At 51.8% G+C, this 23545-nt stretch carries 14 protein-coding genes; 6 read left to right on the forward strand and 8 right to left on the reverse strand.

Going from position 1 to position 23545, the window contains the following annotated elements; translation table 11 throughout:
* Positions 1-84 precede the first annotated feature (84 nt).
* Complete coding sequence (locus tag AB8516_RS10895; RefSeq protein ID WP_369160547.1) at positions 85-2538, forward strand: PilZ domain-containing protein; 2454 nt, start codon at positions 85-87, stop codon at positions 2536-2538.
* 27 nt (positions 2539-2565) lie between these two features.
* Here the strand turns inward: AB8516_RS10895 and AB8516_RS10900 are convergent, their stop codons facing one another.
* Entirely contained in the window at positions 2566-5163 is a 2598-nt protein-coding gene (locus tag AB8516_RS10900) for an EAL domain-containing protein (RefSeq protein ID WP_369160549.1), read from the reverse strand.
* 437 nt (positions 5164-5600) lie between these two features.
* Here AB8516_RS10900 and AB8516_RS10905 point away from each other — a divergent pair, with 437 nt between their 5' ends.
* On the forward strand, positions 5601-6716 hold the full coding sequence (locus AB8516_RS10905) for an AI-2E family transporter (RefSeq protein WP_108291802.1): 1116 nt from the start codon (positions 5601-5603) through the stop codon (positions 6714-6716).
* A 124-nt stretch (positions 6717-6840) separates the two neighbouring features.
* Complete coding sequence (locus AB8516_RS10910; RefSeq protein ID WP_369160552.1) at positions 6841-7044, forward strand: putative motility protein; 204 nt, start codon at positions 6841-6843, stop codon at positions 7042-7044.
* Between the two features lie 20 nt (positions 7045-7064).
* On the opposite strand, the gene AB8516_RS10915 is transcribed toward AB8516_RS10910, so the two are convergent.
* From AB8516_RS10915 to AB8516_RS10930, 4 genes are all read right to left on the reverse strand, one after another.
* Complete coding sequence (locus AB8516_RS10915) at positions 7065-8429, reverse strand: TRAP transporter large permease subunit (RefSeq protein ID WP_369160554.1); 1365 nt, start codon at positions 8427-8429, stop codon at positions 7065-7067.
* Between the two features lie 4 nt (positions 8430-8433).
* A complete protein-coding gene (locus AB8516_RS10920) occupies positions 8434-9570 on the reverse strand; it encodes a TRAP transporter small permease subunit (protein ID WP_369160556.1) in 1137 nt (378 codons plus the stop codon).
* Positions 9571-9682: 112 nt separating this feature from the next.
* A complete protein-coding gene (gene dctP, locus AB8516_RS10925; RefSeq protein ID WP_369160558.1) occupies positions 9683-10828 on the reverse strand; it encodes a TRAP transporter substrate-binding protein DctP in 1146 nt (381 codons plus the stop codon).
* A 516-nt stretch (positions 10829-11344) separates the two neighbouring features.
* Positions 11345-12220, reverse strand: a complete 876-nt coding sequence (locus tag AB8516_RS10930; protein ID WP_369160560.1) for an MBL fold metallo-hydrolase — start codon at positions 12218-12220, stop codon at positions 11345-11347.
* 555 nt (positions 12221-12775) lie between these two features.
* On the opposite strand from AB8516_RS10930, the gene AB8516_RS10935 reads away from it, so the two are divergent.
* Positions 12776-13468, forward strand: a complete 693-nt coding sequence (locus AB8516_RS10935) for a hypothetical protein (protein ID WP_369160562.1) — start codon at positions 12776-12778, stop codon at positions 13466-13468.
* A 498-nt stretch (positions 13469-13966) separates the two neighbouring features.
* Here AB8516_RS10935 and oadA read toward each other — a convergent pair whose 3' ends face one another.
* From oadA to AB8516_RS10950, 3 genes are all read right to left on the reverse strand, one after another.
* The gene (gene oadA, locus AB8516_RS10940; protein WP_369160564.1) at positions 13967-15808 is read right to left on the reverse strand and encodes a sodium-extruding oxaloacetate decarboxylase subunit alpha; all 1842 of its coding nucleotides are present in this window, start codon (positions 15806-15808) and stop codon (positions 13967-13969) included.
* A gap of 14 nt (positions 15809-15822) precedes the next feature.
* Positions 15823-17241, reverse strand: a complete 1419-nt coding sequence (locus AB8516_RS10945; RefSeq protein WP_369160566.1) for an acetyl-CoA carboxylase biotin carboxylase subunit — start codon at positions 17239-17241, stop codon at positions 15823-15825.
* Between the two features lie 282 nt (positions 17242-17523).
* Positions 17524-18744: a class II fructose-bisphosphate aldolase gene (locus tag AB8516_RS10950; RefSeq protein WP_369160568.1), complete on the reverse strand. Its 1221-nt coding sequence runs from the start codon at positions 18742-18744 to the stop codon at positions 17524-17526.
* 155 nt (positions 18745-18899) lie between these two features.
* Between AB8516_RS10950 and AB8516_RS10955 the strand changes: the two genes are divergently transcribed.
* A complete protein-coding gene (locus tag AB8516_RS10955; RefSeq protein ID WP_369160570.1) occupies positions 18900-19823 on the forward strand; it encodes a LysR substrate-binding domain-containing protein in 924 nt (307 codons plus the stop codon).
* A 720-nt stretch (positions 19824-20543) separates the two neighbouring features.
* Positions 20544-23276, forward strand: a complete 2733-nt coding sequence (locus AB8516_RS10960) for an ABC transporter substrate binding protein (RefSeq protein ID WP_369160572.1) — start codon at positions 20544-20546, stop codon at positions 23274-23276.
* The last annotated feature ends 269 nt before the right edge of the window (positions 23277-23545 follow it).

Genomic DNA, 23545 nt, shown 5'->3' on the forward strand with positions numbered 1-23545 from the left:
AATCAGACCCATTAAAGATTAAAGCCTGATTGGCGATACAGCCTGTTAACTAAAAATGAGTTAAAGACAGTAACGACCAATCTGATGCAAACGAAAAGAATACGATCAGAAAGGACAATCAGCACCAGGCAGGTACCGAACGATTCAAATGAGTTTCTTAAACGGGTTGAGCGCCAACGCCTCGACAGCGAATGCCTGCGCCCGCTGGATCTCAGATCGCATGTAAAGCAGCCTTGCAAACGCTTTTCCTATCGCGGCCGAACCCTGTGGCTTGACCCGGAGGCACACCAGCTCTTTCTCGATGGATTGAAGAAAAGTGCCGGGGTATTTACCGTAGAGACCTATGAATCCATTCTCAGACAGGTTGCCGGCGAGGTAACGAAGTCGGCACAGGTTAATAACACAGGAAACCGTGATAGCGATACAGCTGGGTCCCAAACCATACCTGTCTCATTATCATCAAGTGCTTTCGATTCGGATCGGGCCGTCAACAATCTTGCAATCGACCTCTCCTATTTTGAAAAACGGGTCTATGACAGGTTTAAGATTTCCCTGAATATGGATGTAATCTGGAATGGACAGACCTATGAAGCTGAAACCCGTGACATCTCCCAATCCGGTTTGCAACTACGTGTGAAAACGCCGATTGATATTTCGGAGAGCGACCTGGTGCGCGTCGATGTGATGCCCTCTGTCGGGCGTCAGCTTGACCATCCTGAACTCGATTATCGTGTTGTGCGAATTCGCCGCCTGTTGAACGATACCCTTTTGGCATTGCAGTGTATTGAGAGTGAAGCTAAGGATGGCCTGACGGTGATTTCAGACCATATCAAGACTTCAACTAAGACGGCATTGGCTGAACAGACTGATCCCGAAGATGCACTGTTGACTGCTCAAGCCCTGTTGGCGGAACGTTTTTACATGCGCTCCACATCCATACTGCCGTTCTTTATATTTGAATGCCAGGATGGAGAATCACCTTTGCGCATCATCTTCGGCAATCAGGTGAACCGGCGATCCTTGAACGCATTCGGCAACTCACAGGGTAATTACGATTTCACTTCCATGATCACGCCAAAGCGCATCAAGCTGTTAACCAGGCTGGCGTTACGAGACAGCAAGGCGGACACGCTGATGGCGGTCTATCGTTCCCCGGAGCATGCGGAACCGCAAGTCATAGCCGATCTTGAGTGCAAGAATTACAAACACTGGTGTCGGCTCGTGACGCGACATTCGGATCAGCCGGGGTTCCGCGTTTTTAAGATCGTTGCACGTGTGGCCCGCCGGCCCGTGGAGATGCGAATTGAGGACGCACTGGAACCACTTTCCGATCGGAGTGACAGATTTGTACGCGAACTGCTCATGGATGCCAAAACCCTATCGATCGTAGGCGCCATGATCGATGTGACGGACCAAGCTCTTAATTGTCGCCGTAACGACTATTACCCTGACCATAATGTCTATGAGGAGCCGATCATCTATAGTGATGATCAGCAATCCCTTGAACCTCCTCAAATGGTACCCATTCACTACATCCAGGAAAACCGAAGCGAAGACCGCTTTCTGGGGCAGATGCAGGTTGAGGTCGCTGTCGCCGGACGGCTCTATCTGGGCAAGACCCGGGATGTATCGGCCCACGGATTGTCCGTCGAGATTACAGATCCGAATCTCGCTTTAGTCATTGAGCGCAAGGCAACGATAACCTTTCCAAAACTGGAAGCGAGAAGCTCAAGCATGGCACGTATCAAAGGTACCTTTCGCAACGTACCGGCAGAGATCGTAGGTGGACCGGCGGATGGGGAACAGCTGTTGCGCCTCAAGATCAGTGATGCCAGCAAAGGCCGTCAGTTTTCCAATGCATTTTCCGGATTCCTGGCAAAACGCCAATCCGGTCTGCTACTCGAGACCTCGCATACGCTGCGTGCCGCCACATCACGCCTCTACTCATCGATCTTTATCGAAAGCAGCTCGACCCTGCCGGTCTTCATCTATTGCAGATCCCAGAATGACTGGACTTTCCGACTCGGCATCACCGCCTCCCCCTCACCGCTGGTCAGTTACTTCGAGGTTGCCGACGGCGAATTCGATTTCAGTGTCTTGGCCATGAATGGCCGCTTACAGCGGATTATGCAGGAAGCGACCGAACAGGGTTCGGCAGAGATCATCCTCTACCTCTCTAGAGAGCGCCGTGGGAGCATGCCTGAATTTGAAATCAAATCCCTGGCTGAATTCGAAATTAGCGATAAAACACAGAAAACTGAATTCGTGCATCATGCTATGGACCATGATTTTCGCTGTGTCAAGATAGTTGTCAATCATCCTGACGTCCCACCCAAAGCAGAGGTTGAACAGGCGATCGATCGGCTGGTACAACTTTCCCCTGGCCGCTGCGAACGCCTGAAAACCGATTTCGATAATCTGATTGCCATTGGCGACGTGGTTGATATCACCGGATTGGTTGAGGACGTTTGGAATCAAACACCGACACCCGGCGCTGCTGTGGAACCAACCGGGACAAATAAAAAGTCTATTGCCTAAATGTTAATATAGGCAAGTATCCGGCATTCACTTTTTGCCAGTTGACTGTTTTTTATTTCCGTGATTCTGTTGAGCGGCCTGTGGTGCGATATTCGATACATCCATCGGTGGCGAGAGAAAGTGCCCTTGTACATAGTTTATCCCCGACTCATACAAGAACCTTAAAATTGCTGCGTCCTCCACATATTCAGCAATGGTTTTTTTGCCCAGGGAGTGAGCGATATCGTTGATGGAGTGGACAATCGCACGATCGCTGGGATCGGTCGCCACACCCCTGACGAACAGGCCGTCTATCTTGATAAAGTCCACCGGAAGATTTTTCAAATGCGAAAACGACGAGAATCCACTGCCGAAGTCGTCCAATGCAAAACGACAACCAAGGGCACTCAAGCGTGTAATCAGTTCATTGGCTGACACCAGATTGGATACAGCCGAGGTCTCGGTGATTTCAAATATCACTTTACCAGGATCAATCGCAGAATTGACGACAAGTGATTCGATATCCTCGATCAATTGCTTATTGGTGATTGTTTGACCCGACAGATTGATGGTAAACATTCCCGAATAGCCTGTCTGCTGCAACGATGCCAGTTTCTTTACAGCTGCGTTGACAACCCAGTAGTCTATTTTGTCCATCATATTAAAACGTTCCGCCGTAGGCAGGAATGCACCGGGAAAGACAATCCCCCACATGGGGTCATCAAGTCGCAGCAACAGTTCACTGATCTGCTGTTCCTGAGGCACGATCGATAGAAGCTGTTGGTAAATTGGCCCCTCGGTCTCCAACATCAATTCTGGAGGAATAAGCTCTATCGGGATTATGGGTTGATAGTGAAGTACAAGATGGTCCTGTACCAAGGCATTATGCAGTCGCGAAGACCAGCCCAGATCCAGATTCATCGCTTTTTTGCTATCACTTTCAGGGATAAAAAGATGCGTACGGTTACGACCTTCACCTTTTGCTATATGGCAGGCAATATCCGCATTGGCGAGTATTTCACTGGCTGATTCGGACTCCTTGTCGATCAGAGCAATACCGATTGACCCGTTCACTTTGTACTGTTTTCCGTTATAGATGAACATATAGCTATCAAGCATCTCACGATAGTCATCGGCGACCTGGTTAACACTTTCCTTGCATACATTACGTAATATGACGGCAAATTCATCACCACCCAGACGGGCTAGCAAATCGGTATTTCTAAGGCGCTGTTTTATCTGTTGTGCGATCTCCACCAGTAATCGATCACCCGCTGCATGGCCCGCGGTATCATTGATATATTTAAAACGGTCGAGATCTATGTATAGCAGAGCACTGGTCTCTTTACTGCGCTTGAGGCGACCAGCCTCTTGGGTTAACTGTTCTTCGAAATAGCGACGATTGTATAGTTTGGTCAGCGCATCGTGACTCGCTTGCCAACGCAGTTCTTCTTCAAGCAGCTTTCTTTCAGAGATATCGCGAAATGCGACTACTGAGCCTTCGCGTTTACCCTTGATGGTCAGGGGATAAACCGTGCACTCCACCGGTATCGAATTGCCTGATTTATGCCAAAACAGGGTTTCCCGCGCGTTGAGAGGTGTACCATCTGCATATGTATGTTGTAAAAAACATTTCGATTCATCGATCGGATTGCCATCTTCATCGGTGTAATGAAAAAGCTCAAGTGCCGACTTGCCGATCAATCGCTCATCAGGCGCATATCCCAGAATTCGCCTGCAAGCCGGATTGACGAACGAGATATAACCTTCGGAATTCACCCCGTAAACCCCCTCGCCAACCGATCTGAGGATACCACCAAGGCGTTCGCGCTCTTTTTCGATCGATTTATGGGCCCGGATATGCCTGCTCATGGCATCTATGCGGGTCAGAAACAGATCATCGCTTTCGTTTTTAAACATGCACTCAACCGCACCCGCTTCGAGTGATTGTTTGATTGCCTTATCAAGATAGGTACCGGTTATGATCGCTGTTGTGATTCCGGTAGTCGTTGCGTTGTCACGCAGTCGCTGACAGAGTACATCACCTGTTGCGTCCGGCATAAAGTAGTCAATGATTGCGATATCGAACCGGGAATCCAGTGCCTTCTCGTAACCCTCCCCTACTGTGGCGGCTGTCTCGGCCTCATAGCCATTGGCCATCAGCAACCGCTGATACTTCACACGCACTGTGCGTGAGTCATCCACAAACAGTACTCGAATTGGCTGAACTATTGAATTCGCGGTTGCCTCTGTGCGTTTTCGCTGATGCGCATCGATAAGCAGCTTTGCGATGAGGTCCGTGCTCTTCTGATAATCCTCCCAGAGTAGAAATGCGGAATTGTCTCTTCTCTCCACCCTCCTGATGAGATCGGCATCCGATTCATGGGCAAGTGTAAGCAGTGGCAGGGATGAATAGGTGTTTTTCTCCAGCAACGTACACAGTTCGTCTGCTCCGTCAACGGCATCACCGGGCCATCCCAATACTACCGCTTCGAAGGTTCCTCCATCATAAGAGCCCGGTACAAAGCGCCTAAGCGCAGAATTGAAGTCGAGATCGGCCTCAACCTCATAACCCGCTTTGATCAGGAGATTTTTTTCAATGTGCCGAATCGTGGCGGAAAGTTCGACCAGCAATACTCTTGGCAAACCTATTTTCCTTAAATAACAGCTAGATACAAATAAACCAAAAATCCATATCAATTGTACTGATATCGGAAAATGCCACTATTTCTTTAGCGCAGCCTCGCCCTACACCCATTTGTACTGAGAAACAGGATCATTACTCGAAGGTAGATCTTCAATGCACAGGGTAAACAGAGTGTCGCCAATACCGTTAATAGGAAGATAATTCTTGTCATAGGATCTTAATCAGAAACCTGATCATTGCGATTGCTCAGCATAGTCAAGATCGGTTTCCGGCATCACAGGTAATAAATCTGCGATCTATACAACGCCGGGTGACAAAGTTGTTTTAGCAAGGCATGCTCACGCTCCTTCTACAGTTCAACCTTGGCAAACATCCCGATTTGTAGGTTAAAGTAGAGGTATTTTCAGCAGCAACCATTTGGCGTCGTGTTACAGAAATGAGCAATCAATCCAATACTCCTCCTTACCAAGACGGTTTTCTCATTACTCTGATAATTCTTGCGATCGTTGGGCTGATCTGGCTGTTTCTGCCATTTCTAGCGGCGTTATTCTTTTCCCTCATTGTAGCCACCGCCACCTATCAGCTGTTTCTGAAACTTCAACATCGATGGAAACTCAGCGATACGACCGCAGCCACCGCAATGAGCATTCTGATTTTTTTCACCGTGATTGCACCCATCACTTACCTGCTGGTAGAGATTTCTTTGCGCACCGGCGAGCTATACGGATCGGTACAGGGCTGGGTGGATGCACAGGATTCAGAGAGTCTGAAAAAGATCTATACCGAAACAGCCAAGAAACTTCCGTTCGATTTGGGTGATCAGAGCGCACTCATTGCACAACTGGATGCAAATCTCACGAAGCTGATAACGGTTGCGAAAAACACGGTAGTGTTTCTGTTGCGGAGCATATTCAGCAATACAGCCGGCTTTCTCACCTTCGTATTTCTATCGGTATTCGCTCTGTTTTTCTTCTACCGGGACGGTGATGATATTGCACGTCAAATCAAAGTGCTTTCACCGCTGCCGAATCGCTACGATGAGTTGTTGATGGTGCGTTTCAGCAGCCTGGCAACCGTGTTGACCATCAGTGTTGTGATCGTGGCTCTGTTACAGGGCGTGAGTTTCGGCATCCTGATGAGTTTCCTTGGATTGCCGGCACTGTTTCTCGGCATTGGCATTGCGGTGACTTCCTTTATCCCGGTGGTGGGATCCGCTTTGATTTGGATACCGGTGGCTGTCTACCTCTATCTTCTGGGAGAGGTCTGGCAGGCGATCCTGGTAGTCGTTTGGGGCATGGTGATAATGGGGTTTGTGATCGATAATGTCCTGCGACCGGTGATGATTCAGAAGATCTCCAAAGGCCTGCCTGACGGCGGTAATCTCGGTGCGCTGGATCATACGTTGCTGACTGTTTTGTCGACACTGGCCGGCCTGATCCAGTTCGGCATCATAGGCATGTTGTTCGGTCCGGTCATCGCCGCCATGGCCATCGCTATTTTCGATGTCTACGAACAGATCCACGGCGACACACTCGATCGGGAGAATTGTTAAATCGTCATTCCGAAATAATATAAATCGTGCTGAATTCGAGAAGCCTGTTCCTCATCAGGCATAGAGTTTCAGCTTAACCTGCCGCTATAGGTATGAAGATCCTGCGTGACCCAGAGGTAATATTATGGAAGTTTCCGGAGCCGGCTCCCCATCTGCCAGCATGCTTGCGAATATCGCGACCAAAACTGAAACCAGTGTGGCAGTGCAAAAGAAAGAGATGGAGATGGAAAAACAGACCGCAGCGCAGCTCATCGCATCTATAGAGCAGAGCGCACCGAAAGCAAACGCCAGCGGTTCCATTGGCGGCAATATCGATATTATGGTCTGAATCGGTTTTTCCGAAAATCATCAACCATATACTTGCCTCGGCAGCCATAGAACGACTTCCGGAAAGATAATACAGATCGCCAGCCCGACAGCCTGCAGGAACAGAAATGGAAGCGATGAGCGATAGATCTGACCCATTGTCACCTCGGGGGGTGCGACGCTCTTGAGATAGAAGAGGGCGTAACCGAAAGGCGGACTGATAAACGACATCTGCATATTGACCATATAGACCACACCAAACCATAGGGGCAGATCTTCGGGACTGACGCCCGGCAGACCGAAGACCCCGTCGAAACTCATGGTCTTCATCAAAGGGATGAAGATTGGCACCGCCAGTAGCAGAATCCCGACCCAATCCAGAAACATACCCAGGATCACCAGGATCACCATCATCAGAATCAGCACACCATAGGGACCCAGGCCGGTGCCGGCGATGGACTCATTGACGAATTCCTGACCACCATTCACCACATAGAAGCCGACAAACAATGTGGCTCCGAATATGATCCAGAGCACCATACCGGTGACCCTCAGGGTTGTGATGGCGGCGGATCGAATATTGTCGATGGTGAGACGTCGATGCATGGCGGCCACCACCAGAGCACCGAAGGTGCCGACTCCCGCTGCCTCAACCGGTGTGGCGATCCCGGCAAAGATAATTCCCAGGACCAATGCCACCAGAGCCAAGGGGGCGAACATATTGGCCAGCAGATGAATCTTTTCCCGCGTGCTCACCCGCTCCTCTTTCGGTAAAGGAGGTCCCCAGGTTGGCTTTATCGTGGTGGCTGCAGCCACATAGATGATGTAGAGACCGGAGAGGATCAGACCGGGTATGACCGCGCCGATAAAGAGCTCACCCACGGACTGCTGTGCAATCACGGCAAACAGGATGGCCAGGATCGACGGCGGGATCAAAATCCCCAGGGTGCCTCCAGCCAGAATGGAACCGCAAGCGATGGTCGGATGGTAGTGGCGGCGAATCATGGCCGGCAGGGCGATCATGCCCATGGTGACTTCAGTGGCGCCGATGACACCGCACATGGCGGCCAACAGGGTTGAGGCGATGATGGTGGAGATGGCCAGGCCACCGCGCAGCCCGCCGAGGATCTTGTAGACCATATCGTAGAGCTCTTCGATGATCCCGGCCCGTTCCAGCATCGAGGCCATGAATATAAACAGCGGGATCGCCGACAGCTGGTAGTTGGTCATCAGGGGAAAGATGCGTGACGGCAATATATTCAGCATGGCGGCATCGCCGAACAGGAACAGGAAGACACAGGCCAGGCCACCGGTGACGAAGGCCAGGGGTAATCCGGCCATCAACAGGACCAGCAGCGAGCCGAACATAAGGACGGTCAACCAGACGATATCGATTTCCAGTCCCATGGTATTAGCCTTCCGGCCTCACTTCGGCATCCAGTGTCGCTGCGCCGGGTTTGATCACCACCGAAATATCTTTCAGCAACTGGGCGACGCCCTGTATCAACAACAGCAGCGCCCCCAGAGAGAGTGCCAGTTTGATCGGCCAGTACTGGATACCCCACTCGGAGATGGAGACCTCATTCACTTCATAGGAGTCGTAAAAGAAGGTCCATCCGGTTACCAACAGGGTGACCATAAAGATAAAGAAGAAGATAGAGGTAAAGAGATCCACCACTGCCTTGGTACGGTTGGAGAGTTTGTTGTATATCACATCCACCCGCACATGCGCCCCTTCGCGTAGGACAAAACCACCGGCGATGAGATACTGCATGCCGAACATGAGAAACATACTTTCGTGGGCCCAATTGGTGGGTGAATTGAAGACATAGCGGGCAATCACCTCGTAGTAGTAGACGAATACCGCAATTACCGACCAGTAAGCGACAAACTCCCCGGCCAGGCCGTTAATGCGGGAGATCACCCGATTGATGAGAAAGGGCTCAAGGCTGTCCTGGTGTTCCGCTTCGACACTGGGGCAGTGAAATCCGTCACCCGGTTGTAACTTCTCTGCCTGGTTACGCCTTTGGATCAGTTTTGGCATCACCAGCAGATCTATAAGCAGCAGCAGAAGCATGCCGGCTCCCAGAGCCTGCGCGATGTGGTTCCAGCGCTCACTCCCCTGTTGCGCATCTTCAAGTGACGCCCTGGCGCTGATCAACCTCTGGCTGGCATCGCTGAGACGCTGTTCTGCATTACGACGTCCCTTGTTGACCGCTTTTTCCGCACGCTGCACTTTAAACTCGGCCAATTTGATCCCGTTCTGTGCAGCTGAGAGATCGTCCCGTACACTCCGTACCTCTACATTCACTACCAGCAAAGAAGTGAAGAGCGCTATGAATGCCAGTGCCCAATAGCTCTTCAGGTAGAGCCTGTGCACGCCGAAAAAACCACCGACGACGAGCAGAAAGTAGCCGAGAGAGAGGGAAAGGGGTTGGCCAGATTCCTGGTGTGCGGCTTTGCGGAACAACACCATGGCAAACAGGGGAAACAGGATCAGGCCACTCCAGTAGAGCCAGTGGGGCAGTACAAAACTGATCTCAGGCATGGGATTGGATCTCCCGGCGGCACCCTACGCATGGCGCAGCAGTTATTCTTCGATGGATTATCGGGTAGTCCGGGGCCTGCCCGTATGCAGGCCCCGTCAGCCTATCACTGGATCAGGCCTTCAGGCTATGCCCTTTGATCATCTCCTTATCCACGTATCCCAGGGAACCTGACATCATGTACTCCAGCTGAATCTTGAAGGCCTTGGCTGCGTGGGCGTCTTTGTTAGCCCATTTGTACCAAAGCGGCACAGAGAGCATCGTGAAGGCCTCCACATCATCCTCGGAGAGACGGGTGACCTCAGTACCGGCTTCCTCGAATTTCTTCCACGCCTTCTGATCGGCCGCCTGAATCGCCGCATGATGCAGATCGGAGTAGGTGTGCACCTCCATCTCCACGAACTGCTTCATGTTCGCTGACAGCTTATCCCAAGACTTCTTGGAGACGGTGAGATCCATCAGATCCACCGGTTGATAGATGGACATGAATCCCGGCGGCCCCATGGAAATGTACTTGGTCACCTGATGGAAACCCAGGGCATGGTTGATTGCCGGCCCGACATAGTCCGCCACATCGATGGTTCCCTTCTCCAATGCGGGAAAGATCTCAGACCCAGGCAACAACGTGGTCTTAGCACCGGCCGCCTGGAATACCTCCGCCACCATACCGCCAGGCAGGCGCATCTTACGGCCGCGAAAATCGTCTATCGATCGGATCGGCACCTTGGAGTGGATGATGTTGGGACCGTGATGAATCGGTCCGACAAAATGGAGTCCCACCTTGCCGAAGGCTTCCCGAGCCAGTTCCAGACCACCAAGACCGTAGTAGAAGGTGTCCCATTCATGAGGGTTACGCAAACCCAAGGGATAGGAAGAGAGAAAAACCGCCAAGGGCATGCGCCCGGCCCAATAGAGCGTGAAGGGATTCATGGCATCGAGAACCCCGTTCTTCACCGCATCGAACAGTTGGAACTCCCCCACTACATCCTTCGCACCGAAAGGCTTGAACGCCAGCTCGCCTCCGGTTTTCTCCACAATTCCGTTACACCAGTCCTTGAATATTTCCAGGCCGATACCACCGGGCCAGGAGGTCTGGATCTTCCAGGTGGTGGTCTCGGCGGCGACTGCGTTGCCAATAAAAGGTGCGCCGCTGATAGTCAGTGCGCCAGCGGCAGCCGAGCGCTTTAGAAATTGACGACGCTGCATGTCAGCTGTGTTTTCAGGTGCTCTAAACTCCCGACCTTGTTTCATTTGAGTCATGTAACCCTCCTCGATTGTTATTCGCTGCAACTCCCGATTGGCCTATGGCCGCTCGAATCTATATGCATTGGTTATCTGTGTCCTTATCATCAACTCCAGACTAGCAGCCACAACTGTTATCGACTAGTTAGCTGCGATCCCGATATCCTCGCGTCACCGGAATTGCCGGCAATCACGAATCCGGCCATGATAGATCTCTTCCAGGTTAAGTTATTCAGCCAGCATTATATTTTCGTGTAACAACACCGCCATGATGATCGATCAGGATTCAGATCGGATCCTTAAATTCCTACCCGGAGGGTTTGTATGGATAACCCCATTCATAGATCATTAGCGGCCTGGTAATACTGTCGAGTTATTTTTTACAAACAATGCATAGAGTTAGAATTCCATACACATAAACCTTGTATTCCCTAAAACCCTGCTTGTCATGGCATGCTGTTTGCTATTTTGAAAATTCTGTTGTGGGATTGCCGGAGTATGACCATCAACGACGATCATGTCTTACCCGATCCGTTAAAAACTGTTCTCCTCAACTTCCAGAATCGCCAGGCTCACGTGCCTGCCCAACTGATCGTAGAAATTGGTCCAGGCCGAGAATCGGATGAGCTCTTTCAACACTTTGGGTTTCATTTCGTAATCGGTTAGCCCCTCTTCATAGAGCAGGGCCACTGCGTTATACAGCATTTCCAGATAGTCGCGGAATTCACTCACGATGCTGACATCACCGCTTGGCCCATGCCCGGGAACATAGTGTTTTACTGCAAGATTCAGCGCAACATCGCATGCGGCGATATTACCCATGAAGGTAGCATCATCCAGACGAGGAATCCGCTTATGCAGCACGTTGTCACCCAGAAAAAGTACTGAATCCTGTACCACTTCTATCATAACGTCCGTGTCGCTGTGCGCATTATCCGGAGCGTGGAATCGAAAAACGATACCACCGGCTTCCAAATTCGAGAGATCCGATGTAGACAGCGTCGGTATTACGGCACGGGTTCCACGTGTAAACCCCTCGGTGTCCTGTTCCATTTGCTCAACCCACTCTTCCGCAGCGCCGGCATGCGCTTGCCTGATCATATTGGGATGGGCGATCAGGACCACTTTGGGAAAAGCCTCGACAGCTGCAAGATTACCCAGCCAGTGATCGCCGTGTATGTGCGTATTAATTACATGTGTTACAGGTTTATCAGTGATGCTTTTTATCTGTCTCAGCACCATTCTTCCGGCTTGCACACTCGAACCGGGATCGATCAGTACCACACCATTTTGCGTAACCACAAATCCTGGATTATTAATGAACCCCTGATTCTCGACCGATGGATAGCCAAGCGGGCCATGGATAACATAGGTATGTTGCGCAATCTGTTCTACTGGATAATCACGCACACTATTTTCTGCAAGACTCACATTGGCAGTGAGTAGAAAAAGGAGTAAACAATGAAACGGTATTTTCATCATACGCTCCAAAATCATGCGGTTGTTTGCATCTCATCCAACAGACAGAATCAATGCAGCAGTTCTTTGGTTACTGCATACAGGAAAGTGATTAAGCAGCAGATATTGCAAGCTTTCAGTATAGTTTGCTTTAGTCATATGTTTAAGCCGCCTGTCAATTCATTGGATCAACTGTTTTGACAGAGAGAATGACAGGAAATATAAACGACGTATCTTCGTACCCTCGAAAACTCTTCAATTTACCTCAAAATATCTGGTTTATAATTCATCACAGGTAAAATAAGGGATTTATCAGAAGGGATTGATCGATGTATATGCGCCATTATCAACAAAGCAGGCATATTGTGGGATTTTTCAAAAAACTAGGATTGAGTTATAATACCCTATACATGAAATCCTTCATTTTTCATTGTTTTTCTTGTTATGACAAACAGTTTACTGCAGTTTGAAAACTGATATTCAAAGATATCATGGAGTTCCAGGATCATGGACAAGAACTTGCTCTCACTATCTATCGCGTTTTTCACTGCATGCCTGTACACGGGCTATACGCAAGCCGCCCTTTTCGATAGAGGTGGCGGACTCATCTACGACAATTTCTTGGATGTCACTTGGCTGCAGGACGCTTCCTATGCCGAAACCTTAGGGCTCGGAGTTCAGGGAAGCGGCAAAATGAATTGGGTGGATGCAGATAACTGGGTGAGCAATCTGCAGTTTTATGACAACATTCGTGATGTCACCTGGAATGACTGGCGAATGCCAGCCACGTTCATCGACGAATTTGATTCGATAGGATTCGACGAGACGGGCCAGAGCAGTGAATTGGCCTATATGTACTACGTCAACCTAGGATTCGAAGCAAATCCATCACTGGATGTCAACGATCCCATTCCGATGTCCGGCAATTACAATCCATTTGATAATCTACAATACCGCAGTTACTGGTCTGATACGTTGACCGACCTCACTACAAGTGCAAGGGCGTGGAATCTGCATTTCCATTTCGGCTACCAAAATTTCACTGGAATCCTGAGTGACGAGCTAAACATCTGGGCCGTCAGGGATGGTGACGTCTCTCCCGTCCCGCTACCGCCAGCCATACTATTAATGCTATCGGGTTTAGTCATAATACGCATACTGAGGCGGGACAAAAAAACCAACACTGATATAACAGCTTAACGTAACTCACGGTACAGTTGGGCCACCATTACTTATGTATTCAGCTATCGACCTGTGTGCTGATACTGCAAACGCCTTGGAACATACCAATCAGGTATACTGCAACAGATCAAACATTTGCCTTGATATTAAAGGCATCTAACTCGTCAACACCCGATTCGAATTCAAACCGGAATACTAGGGCCCGTTAACACTAATTCAATACGCCCTGCTGGGGCTGTTTTTGTGCCCAGCAAGGCAGAATGAGCGTAGTGTAGTTATTCTACATGAGCGAATGATAACGCCGCTGGGGGCGAAAACAGCCCCAGCCCTTCGGGTTGCGCCCCGAAGGAAGTGCCCTTGGGGTATGCCTGAAAAAGCGCCACTCGGCGTTGCTTGTCGCTCATTTGGAATAACCAAACCTCTCTCCTCGCGCCCCGAAGGAAGTGCCCTTGGGGTGCGCCTTGATTGGCGCTTTTTCAGACACAACAGGGCGCATTGGATTAGTGTTAACAGGCCCTAGTTTTCCTCTTCGATCTCGACCAGCGTTTCATCCGGGCTCACCGCATCGCCGTTCTGCACATAAATCTTCTTGACCAACCCCGCGATAGGGGACTGCACCTCAGTTTCCATCTTCATCGCCTCGGTAACCAGAATCGGTTGACCCACCTCGACCTTGTCGCCCTCGCTGACCAGGACCTCGACGATGTTGCCCGGCATGCTGGTGGTCACATGCCCTTCCGCTGAAGGCTGTGGACGCTTGCCGGCGATAGAATCCTTGACCGCACCTTCTGCACCGCCATCGAGTACAACCTCGCTCAACGTTTCGATTAAAACCTCTTCCGGCACACCATCGACAGTGAAGTAGAAGTGGCGCTGGGCCTCGCCCCGGTGTCCGGCGCCGGTGACCTTTATATTGTAGGATTCTCCGTGGAGGTTGATATTGAACTCGGTTGGCGCCGCGATTCCCGCCGTTGAACTGTCTGTTGAACTCGGAATCGGCTCCAACGGTTCGGGACGGAGCGTACCGGCCTCCCGTTCCTCGAGAAACTTGCGGCCCACTTCCGGAAACATGGCAAAAGAGAGGACATCTTCCTCGCATTGGGCCAGGGGAATAATCTCGCGGTGCAATCGATCCAGCTCTGGCTGAAGCAGATCGGCAGGCCGGCATTCGACCAACTCCTCGCTACCCACGGCTTGTTGCTGAAGGGTGGGATTGACCACCGCCGGCGCCAATCCATACCCGCCCTGCAAGTAGAGTTTCACTTCGTTGGTAATGGTTTGATAGCGCTTGCCGGTCAGCACATTCAATACGGCCTGAGTTCCGACAATCTGAGACGTTGGCGTGACCAGCGGCGGATACCCGAGGTCTTCGCGCACTGCGGGAATTTCCGCCAAAACCTCACTCATGCGATCCAAGGCGTTCTGCTCCCGAAGCTGATTGGCCAGGTTGGAGATCATACCACCGGGGACCTGATTGACTTGGACCCGGGTATCCACACCGGTGTAGTCGCTTTCGAACTGGTGGTACTTCTTGCGCACCCCGTAGAAGTAGAGCCCGATCTCCTGAATCGCTTCCAGATCCAGCGCCGTATCGTATTCAGTACCGCGTAGCGCGGCCACCAGACTTTCGGTGGGCGGATGAGAGGTGCCTCCCGCAAGAGACGAGATAGCCGTGTCTATATGACGGCAGCCGTTTTCAATCGCCTTGAACTGACACATTTCGGATTGACCTGCCGTCGCATGGCAATGCAGATGCAGGGGTAGATCCACCGCATCGGTCAATGCCTTCACCAGCTCTGCGGTGGCGTATGGGGTCAACAATCCAGCCATATCCTTGATGCAAATCGAATCGCAGCCCATCGCCTCCAGCTCCCGTCCCATGGAGACGAAGCCCGCAACGTCATGCACCGGGCTGACAGTGTAAGAGATCGTACCCTGAGCATGCTTGTCGGCCTCCTTGGTGGCCTCGATGGCGGTACGAAGATTCCGCAGATCGTTAAGTGCATCGAAGATGCGGAAAACATCCATGCCATTCTCTGCGGACTTGCGCACGAAGGCACGCACCACATCATCGGAATAGTGCCGGTATCCCAATAAATTCTGGCCGCGCAGAAGCATCTGCAGCCGGGTCTTCGGCAGCGCTTGACGCAGCTTGCGCAAGCGTTCCCAGGGGTCCTCTTTCAAAAATCTCAGACAAGCGTCAAAGGTTGCGCCGCCCCAGCACTCCAGCGACCAGTAACCGATCCCATCGAGCTTCTCGCAAATCGGCAGCATGTCCTCCGTGCGCATGCGCGTTGCGATCAATGACTGGTGGGCGTCACGCAGGATGACATCGGTGACTTGTACCTTGTTGGACATTCGCTAACTCCTGATCAAAGACCCGTATGGGCTGCTGTCGCCGCCGCCAAGACCAGGGCCAGGTCTTCCGGGCTGAGTTTCTGGGAGAATTGGGTCAGCTCCGGATGGGCCTCGACAAAACCGGTATTGAACTCACCCGAACGGAACTGTGGATGGCGCAGGATTTCAAGATAGTAGGGTATGGTGGTCTTGATGCCTTGCAAACCCATGTCGCGCAAGGCACGCTCACCCCGGTTGATGGCATCCTCCCACTCCTGTGCCCAGACAATCACTTTGGCCAGCATCGAATCATAATAGGGGGGAACCGTGTAGCCGGTATAGATGGCGGCATCCGTCCGCACCCCCGGACCACCCGGCGCATAATAGCGTGATATGCGTCCAAAGCTGGGCAGAAAACCGTTTTTTGGATCTTCGGCATTGACACGGAACTGGATCGCAATACCCTGGTGCACGATCTCATGCTGCTCGAAGCGTAGGGCCAAACCCGCAGCCACCCGGATCTGTTCTTCCACGATATCCACCCCGGTGATGGTTTCAGTGATCGTATGCTCCACCTGTACCCGGGTGTTCATCTCCATGAAATAGAAACGCCCATCGGCATCGAGCAGAAACTCGACCGTACCGGCGTTGGTGTAGCCCACCGCCTTGGCGGCCAATACCGCAAGCCCGCCGAGATATTGCCGCTGGGCCTCATCTAGTTGCGGTGAGGGCGCAATCTCGATCAATTTCTGATTACGCCGCTGGATCGAGCAATCGCGTTCATAGAGATGAATGGCGTTGCCGTAATGATCCGCCAGTACCTGAACCTCGATATGACGAGGGTCAACGATGCACTTTTCCAGGAAGATATCGGCACGGCCGAATGCCTTGGTGGCTTCCGAGATTACCCGCTGATAATTGCGCTGCAACTCTTCCGCTGTATCGCAACGACGAATGCCTCGACCCCCACCGCCGGAAGTCGCTTTCAGCATCACCGGATAACCCAACTCCCCTGCGAGTTCCAACGCCTCCTCGATATTTTCCAGGTTACCGTCAGAGCCCGGCGTGACAGGCAGGCCCGCAGCCTTCATCGCATCACGTGCCTCGGTCTTGTCACCCATGCGTTTGATCACATCGGCGCTGGGACCGATAAAGGTGATGCCGCGTCGTGCACAGACCGCCGCCAGTTCAGGGTTTTCCGAGAGGAACCCATAACCTGGATGGATCGCATCACAACCTGTCGATGCCGCCAGATTGACGATCCGGTGTACGTTCAAATAACCCGCCAATGGATCACTGCCGAGACTGAAGGCCTCGTCAGCCTTCTTAACATGCAGGGAAAAGCGGTCCGCTTCGGAATAGATCGCGACAGAACGAATACCCATATCCGCACACGCACGAATAATACGAACGGCAATTTCGCCCCTGTTTGCGATGAGTATTTTACGAATCATAAATAACAAAACACCCTTTCTTAATATACCTCAGCTCGCGGACATCAGATCTTATATTTCACTACCGGACTTTAATTTCAGCAGACTTCGGCGCCCGCTGATCCACTCATGCCGGTCATGGTTGTTGGCTGAAATACAATACTATGACGAATATTGAATCCACTGTTTTGAGAGAAATCAATTGTTGTCGCTGCCTATAGCTTGCCTCCCATTTACAGGAATGTTCCGTAGCAAATGAGGGCAGCCTATTATAGTTAGGGCGCATTGAATGAAAGTATGCCGTTAGGCACTTCTCCTGATGCCTTTGTCCTTGTCAGCCAGGGTACCCCTAGCTTCCACGCCCTGGTAATCGATACTGATACGGTCACCTGCGACAGGACGAAAATGGTTATCGGCAAAGGCAACGTGATCCGGGTGTTCACGATAACTGTCGATCACCGCCGGGTGACAGAAACGAACCAGCCAGGTAAAACGATAGCGGGCCGCCTCCTGTACTGCGTTGCCAGTGAATACCGCCCTGACACCTGGAATTCGGGAAAGCACCCGCTGCCCTTCAGCCATCATGTCACGCACCTGCTGTTCGCTTGCATCGGCGTTGTAGATGATCAGGTGTTCAACCGGTGCCCAGGGATCGCAGTCCTTTAGAATTTCGTCGGCGCGACCGGCCGCCCCCCACAGACGCATGCATCGCTCGGCCTCTTGTGAGATGACATCCGCCGTACCATTCACCAGCGCGGTGTAGCCCTGCTCTCCACGCTTCGCATTCTGTTGTATACGATGACCTGAGACATCTGCCAGCGCGGTATAGTAGTTTATCTTGCTGATGCCGTTGGCGATAAGCCTGCTGTACTGTTCATCAGCGAGGCCGGTACCGCCGTGGAGCACCAGCGGAATGCGCAAAGCCTCGTTGATCTCCTGAAGTCGCGCATAGTTGAGGTTGGGTTCCCCCTTCATCCTACCGTGCACAGTACCGATGGATATGGCGAGAAAATCAATGCCGGTACGCTGTACATACGCTTTCGCTTCAGGGACGGTGGTATAGACCAGTTCACCGGGATGGCGCTCGGCATCCTCTCCCTCGACACCGGGCACGTAGCCAAGCTCACCCTCGACCGGCACACCGCAACCCCGCGCCATTTGCACGACACCCAGGGTTAACGCCACATTCTCTTCAAATGGACGGTTCGAGGCGTCGACCATCACCCCGTTACAACCGAGACTGATGGATCGTACAGCCGACTCAATGCTCATGCCATGATCGAGGTGGATCGCCACCGGAACTGTCGCCCGTTGCGCTGCGCGTTCCACCGCACTCATGAGCAGCTCGAAGTCGAAATGCTCAAAGTGGGATTCTGCCAGTGAGAGTATCACCGGTGAGCGGCAGCGTTCGGCGGCCGACATGATACCGGTGAGAAAATCGAGACTGACCACATCAAAGGCGCCGATCGCATAACCATTGCAGTAGGCATGATCGAGCATCCCCTTCATATCAACGATCGGCATAACAATCTCCTGAACAATAAAGCGCCACCGGGCAACGGCAAAGGCTGTCTGCGGGGAGCGGCACTCCGGGTGAATCCTGATGCCACTTTACGTGCATATTCAGATTTATATAATTTAAACATCTAAAATGTATTGTTTTACTTTAATATAACCATATGTACAGACGACTGACACTCCACCAGCTCGCCATCTTCACTGTACTGGCACGCCACCAAAACATGACCCGGGCCGCAGCGGAGTTACACATGACAACACCGGCGCTTTCGATACAGATCAAACAGATGTCTGAGGCGATAGGCGTGCCGCTGCATGAGCAGGTGGGAAAACAGCTCTACCTGACGGATGCGGGTCTCAGGGTTGAACAGGCGGCCAGGGATGTGCTGGCGAGACTGGAGGGGCTCTCGACAGAACTGGCTGAGCTGCAGGGGCTGGAGCGGGGTACATTGAAGCTCTCAATCATCACCACGGCAAAATATTTCGTGCCGCGTCTGTTGGGGGAGTTCTGCCAGCGGCATTCCGGTATCGAGGTGGCGCTGGAGGTAATAAACCGGGACCAGTGCCTGACTCGCCTGACCCAGAATATGGACGATCTCTACATCATGGGTCGGGTACCCGCCAGCCTGGATGTCAAGGCAGTGCCATTTATGCAAAACCCCCTGGTGGTGATTGCGCCCACAGGACATCCCCTTGAAGGCATAAAGCGCTTATCCGCAAAACGATTGTCCGATGAACAGTTCATCATGCGCGAACAGGGCTCAGGCACGCGCCTCGCCGCCGAGCGCTTTTTCGAGGAGCGGAAGATGGAACTGAAGACACGCATGACCCTCGGCAGCAACGAGGCGGTCAAGCAGGCTGTCGCAGGTGGCCTGGGAATAGCCATTGTCTCCCAACACACGCTCAGTCTGGATGCGGCATCAGGCGCCTATACTGTGCTGGACGTAAAAGGATTCCCACTGCTGCGGCAATGGTACGCGGTCTATCTCAAGCGGAAGCGACTTTCAGCCGTAACCGAGGCCTTCCTGCAACACTTGATCGATGAGGGTGAAAGCCAGACTAACCGAGAAACAAATGCCGTATGAACTAGGCGTGCGCACTCGTTGTATCCAGCCTGACAATCTATAACGAACCAATCTACAAGCCTAATCGGCAGCCCCTTGAACCACCGTCCAGGGAAATGATTCGGCCAAGACCGATCACTTTAAGTGAATATCTTTACCATTCAATGAGTTAAAATGCAGAACAATTGGAATGATGCCACCTTAAAGCAGAATTGCCATAAACCAATGAGCATTTTCATCCTTCTGAAATATTCATTGGTCATTGCAGACAGTGAAGCTAATGCTCTCTGTTTGTGCGCATACCCAGCTCAATTCTGAACCGGTGTTGTTATGGCTAGTCTCCGTTGGAACTCATCCCCACTGATTTTTCATGAAGAGATTGATGGTCGTTCGATTGTTTACTCAAAGACTGGTCAATTGCCCTGAATCATAAAACAATATTGAGGTTTGAGGAATGAAAGTATCTATCGTAGTGTCATGGCGGTTGCGGTGCCTGTTGCGTCTGCCTATCTCACCCGAACATAATTTCAGCCTGCACGCTATACTTTATAGAGTATGTGGTTTCATGTGTATGCACTGCTGTTCTGAACAGTGTTTCGAGGCGGTACAGCATCAAAACATACATTAAGTTGTACTTTGCATATGACAAAAAAAGGTAATTCGCGTTGGCGCCGGCTTTGCAATAGGGCTGGTGTGTTGCTATCGATTCTGATATGCGGTTTGACTGTACTGAGTCCCCCATTGTCCACAGCTGAACTGGCGAATCCCCGTCAAGTATTGGTCCTTAATTCATACCACTCAAGCATGGATTGGGTGGTTGATATTCAGCGTGGCGTGTCCGATACGTTACGGGATCAGGCAGATGATACCGAAATCTTTTCGGAGTACATGGACACCAAGCGGATCCCTTTCACGCCGCAATATGAACAGCAGGTACGTGACTTTTTACATAACAAGTACGCGGGACGCCAGTTTACGACCGTACTCGCCACGGATAATAATGCCTTTGACTTTATGCGCCGTCATGGCGAGGCGCTGTTTCCCGGCGTGCCGGTGGTGTTCTGCGGTGTCAATTTCTTCAAGGACGAACTGCTGGAGGGGTACCCGAATTTTACCGGTGTGACGGAGAGCTACGATGCCAAAGGCACCTTGTCGCTGGCGTTGGCGCTGCATCCCAACACCCGACAGGTCTTTGTGATCAATGATCACCTGCCGACCGGGCGCGCCACAGAGGCGGAGATCCGTGAGCAGTTGAGTGGTATGGGGCTGACGATTCCTGTCCGTTATGCGGATAAGATACCAATCGCCGAGCTCGAAGAGCAATTGACCGCGCTACCGGCGAATAGCATCGTCCTGCTCGGCAACTACTACCGGGACGGCCTGGATCGCTTCATCCCGCCCAAAGAGAGCTCCCGCCTGATTACCAACAAGAGCAAGGCGCCCGTCTATAGCATGCTGGAGTTTCGTATCGGACAGGGGGTGGTCGGTGGCTATGCCGTCAGTGGCTATCGCCTGGGGCGTGCCGCAGGGAGTTTGATGGCGGAGATCCTCAGCGGTAAGCCGGTTTCGGAGGTGCCTGTTCTCAAAACCGGCGTGAATCGGTTGATGTTCGACAGTATTCAGTTGGATCACTTCGGGATCGATCCCACCAATCTTCCTGTGGGCAGTACGCAGCTCAATCTTGACAGAGCCCTCTTCACGCAACAGGAGAGAATGTGGCTGGAGCAGCACCCCGTGATCCGAATCGCCCCGGATCCCGACTTTCCACCTATCGAATATTTTGATGATAGCGGCGCTTATCATGGCCTGGCTGCCGACTACGTCCGAAAACTGGAAGAGAAGATCGGATTCAGATTTGACATTGTTCGTCTGAAAAACTGGGACCAGGCAGTCGCCCAGGCACAAAGTCGCGAGGTGGATATGTGGGCAGCGGCCAGCCCCACAGAACAACGCCTGGAGTATATGTCATTCACCCAACCCATGATCGATGTCCCCGCTGTCATAATGACACGGCGTGACGAGGAGGGGGTGCTGGGAATGCAGGACCTGATCGGGAAGCGGGTAACCGTCGTCTCGGGTTATGCCGCGCATGACTTTCTTTTAAAAAACTATCCGACGATAGCGCTCGACGTGGCCCCCGATATCCGCAGTGCATTGCGCAAGGTCTCTTTTGGCGAGGTGGACGCCATGGTCGGGAACCTGGCCACCTCTACCTATTACATGGAACAGGAGGGGATCAGCAACCTAAAAGTGGCGGGAGAGTCAGGTTATCGCTACAGGCTGTCCTTGGCGATACGTAAGGACTGGACAATGCTTCGGCATATACTCGATAAAGGGTTGAGACTGATCACTGATGAAGAGCGGCGCGCTATCATGGACAGATGGGTGCGGTTCGATGTGGCGGACCGGGCATGGTGGCAACTGTCGCGAGAGCAGTGGATCGTACTGCTTGGTACGCTTGCGGTATTTGCTGCGGTTATCATCCTGACCTGGAATTTGATACTGCGGCGGCGTGTCAGGGAACGGACAGTCGATCTGGCCAGGATCAATAAAAAGCTGAATGAGACCAACAGGCTGTTGGGCGAGAGTGAAGAAAAATACCGTCTGATCTTTGAAACCTCGGAAGATCCTATGTGGTTGATAGAGGGCAATCAGTTCATCATGACCAACGAGGCGTCATCCCGCCTGCTGGGTTACGAGAGCCCGGAACAACTGGTCAATACGCCGCCCTGGGCGTTATCACCGGAATTCCAACCGGATGGGATGTCCTCCGATGAAAAGGCCAAGGCAATGTTGGCCCAGGCCATGAAATACGGCTATAACCGTTTCGAGTGGGAGCATATGAAGCGCGACGGTACGACCTTTCCGGTGGAGGTGTCCCTGACACGTATCCCATACCGCGGACGCTCAGCCATATTCTGTATGTGGAATGACATCACCGAACGTAAAGCGGCCGCGTTGGAGATTCAGCGCCTGGCCACCCATGATGCCCTCACCGGCCTCGCCAGTCTGCGTCTGGCGGAAGACCGTATCGAAATGGCGATTGCCAAGGCGCGAAGGGAAAACTGTAAAATGGCCGTGCTGTTTATCGATCTCGATGGGTTCAAGAAGATCAACGATGAGTATGGTCACGATGCGGGTGATGCGCTGCTGAAGGAAGTGGCGGTTCGTATGTCCGCTATCGTGCGTGAGGTCGATACGGTCGCGCGTATAGGCGGTGATGAATTCCTGATTATATTAAGCTGTATTGCGACGCTCGCGGATACCGATCGTGTATCGGCTCAGTTGATTCAGGCAGTGGGTCAGCCCTGTTTCTTTGAAGGCAATAAGTTGAATGTCGGTGTCAGTGTTGGCGTTGCTATCTACCCCGATCATGGCGATACGCGGGATGCTCTCGTGCGGAGTGCCGACAGGGCCATGTATGAGGTAAAGAGGGGAGGTAAAAACAACTTCCGTGTTGCGCATAAAGTTTAGGCGGAATAAATGCAACGTCTCTGACCGACAAGACTGAAAGTTGCATCAGATTTCCAGATCAAAATAGATTTGTAACCCTCCAATTGTCAATCCAACAGAATAACACAGCTTCATATCCCTTATTTATGACCCGCATTTCAATTCATACAAAAGTCAGCCATGCCGCATACATCGAAAGTAGCTGCAATCCCGTTGAGGGTGATACTTAGGCGTTTCGTGCTATCCAAACCATGCAGTAGTGGTGAAGCTCTCTGAACAGGTAGCAATTC

This window comes from Candidatus Thiodiazotropha sp. LNASS1 (assembly GCF_964212655.1).
Classification (GTDB): domain Bacteria; phylum Pseudomonadota; class Gammaproteobacteria; order Chromatiales; family Chromatiaceae; genus Thiodiazotropha.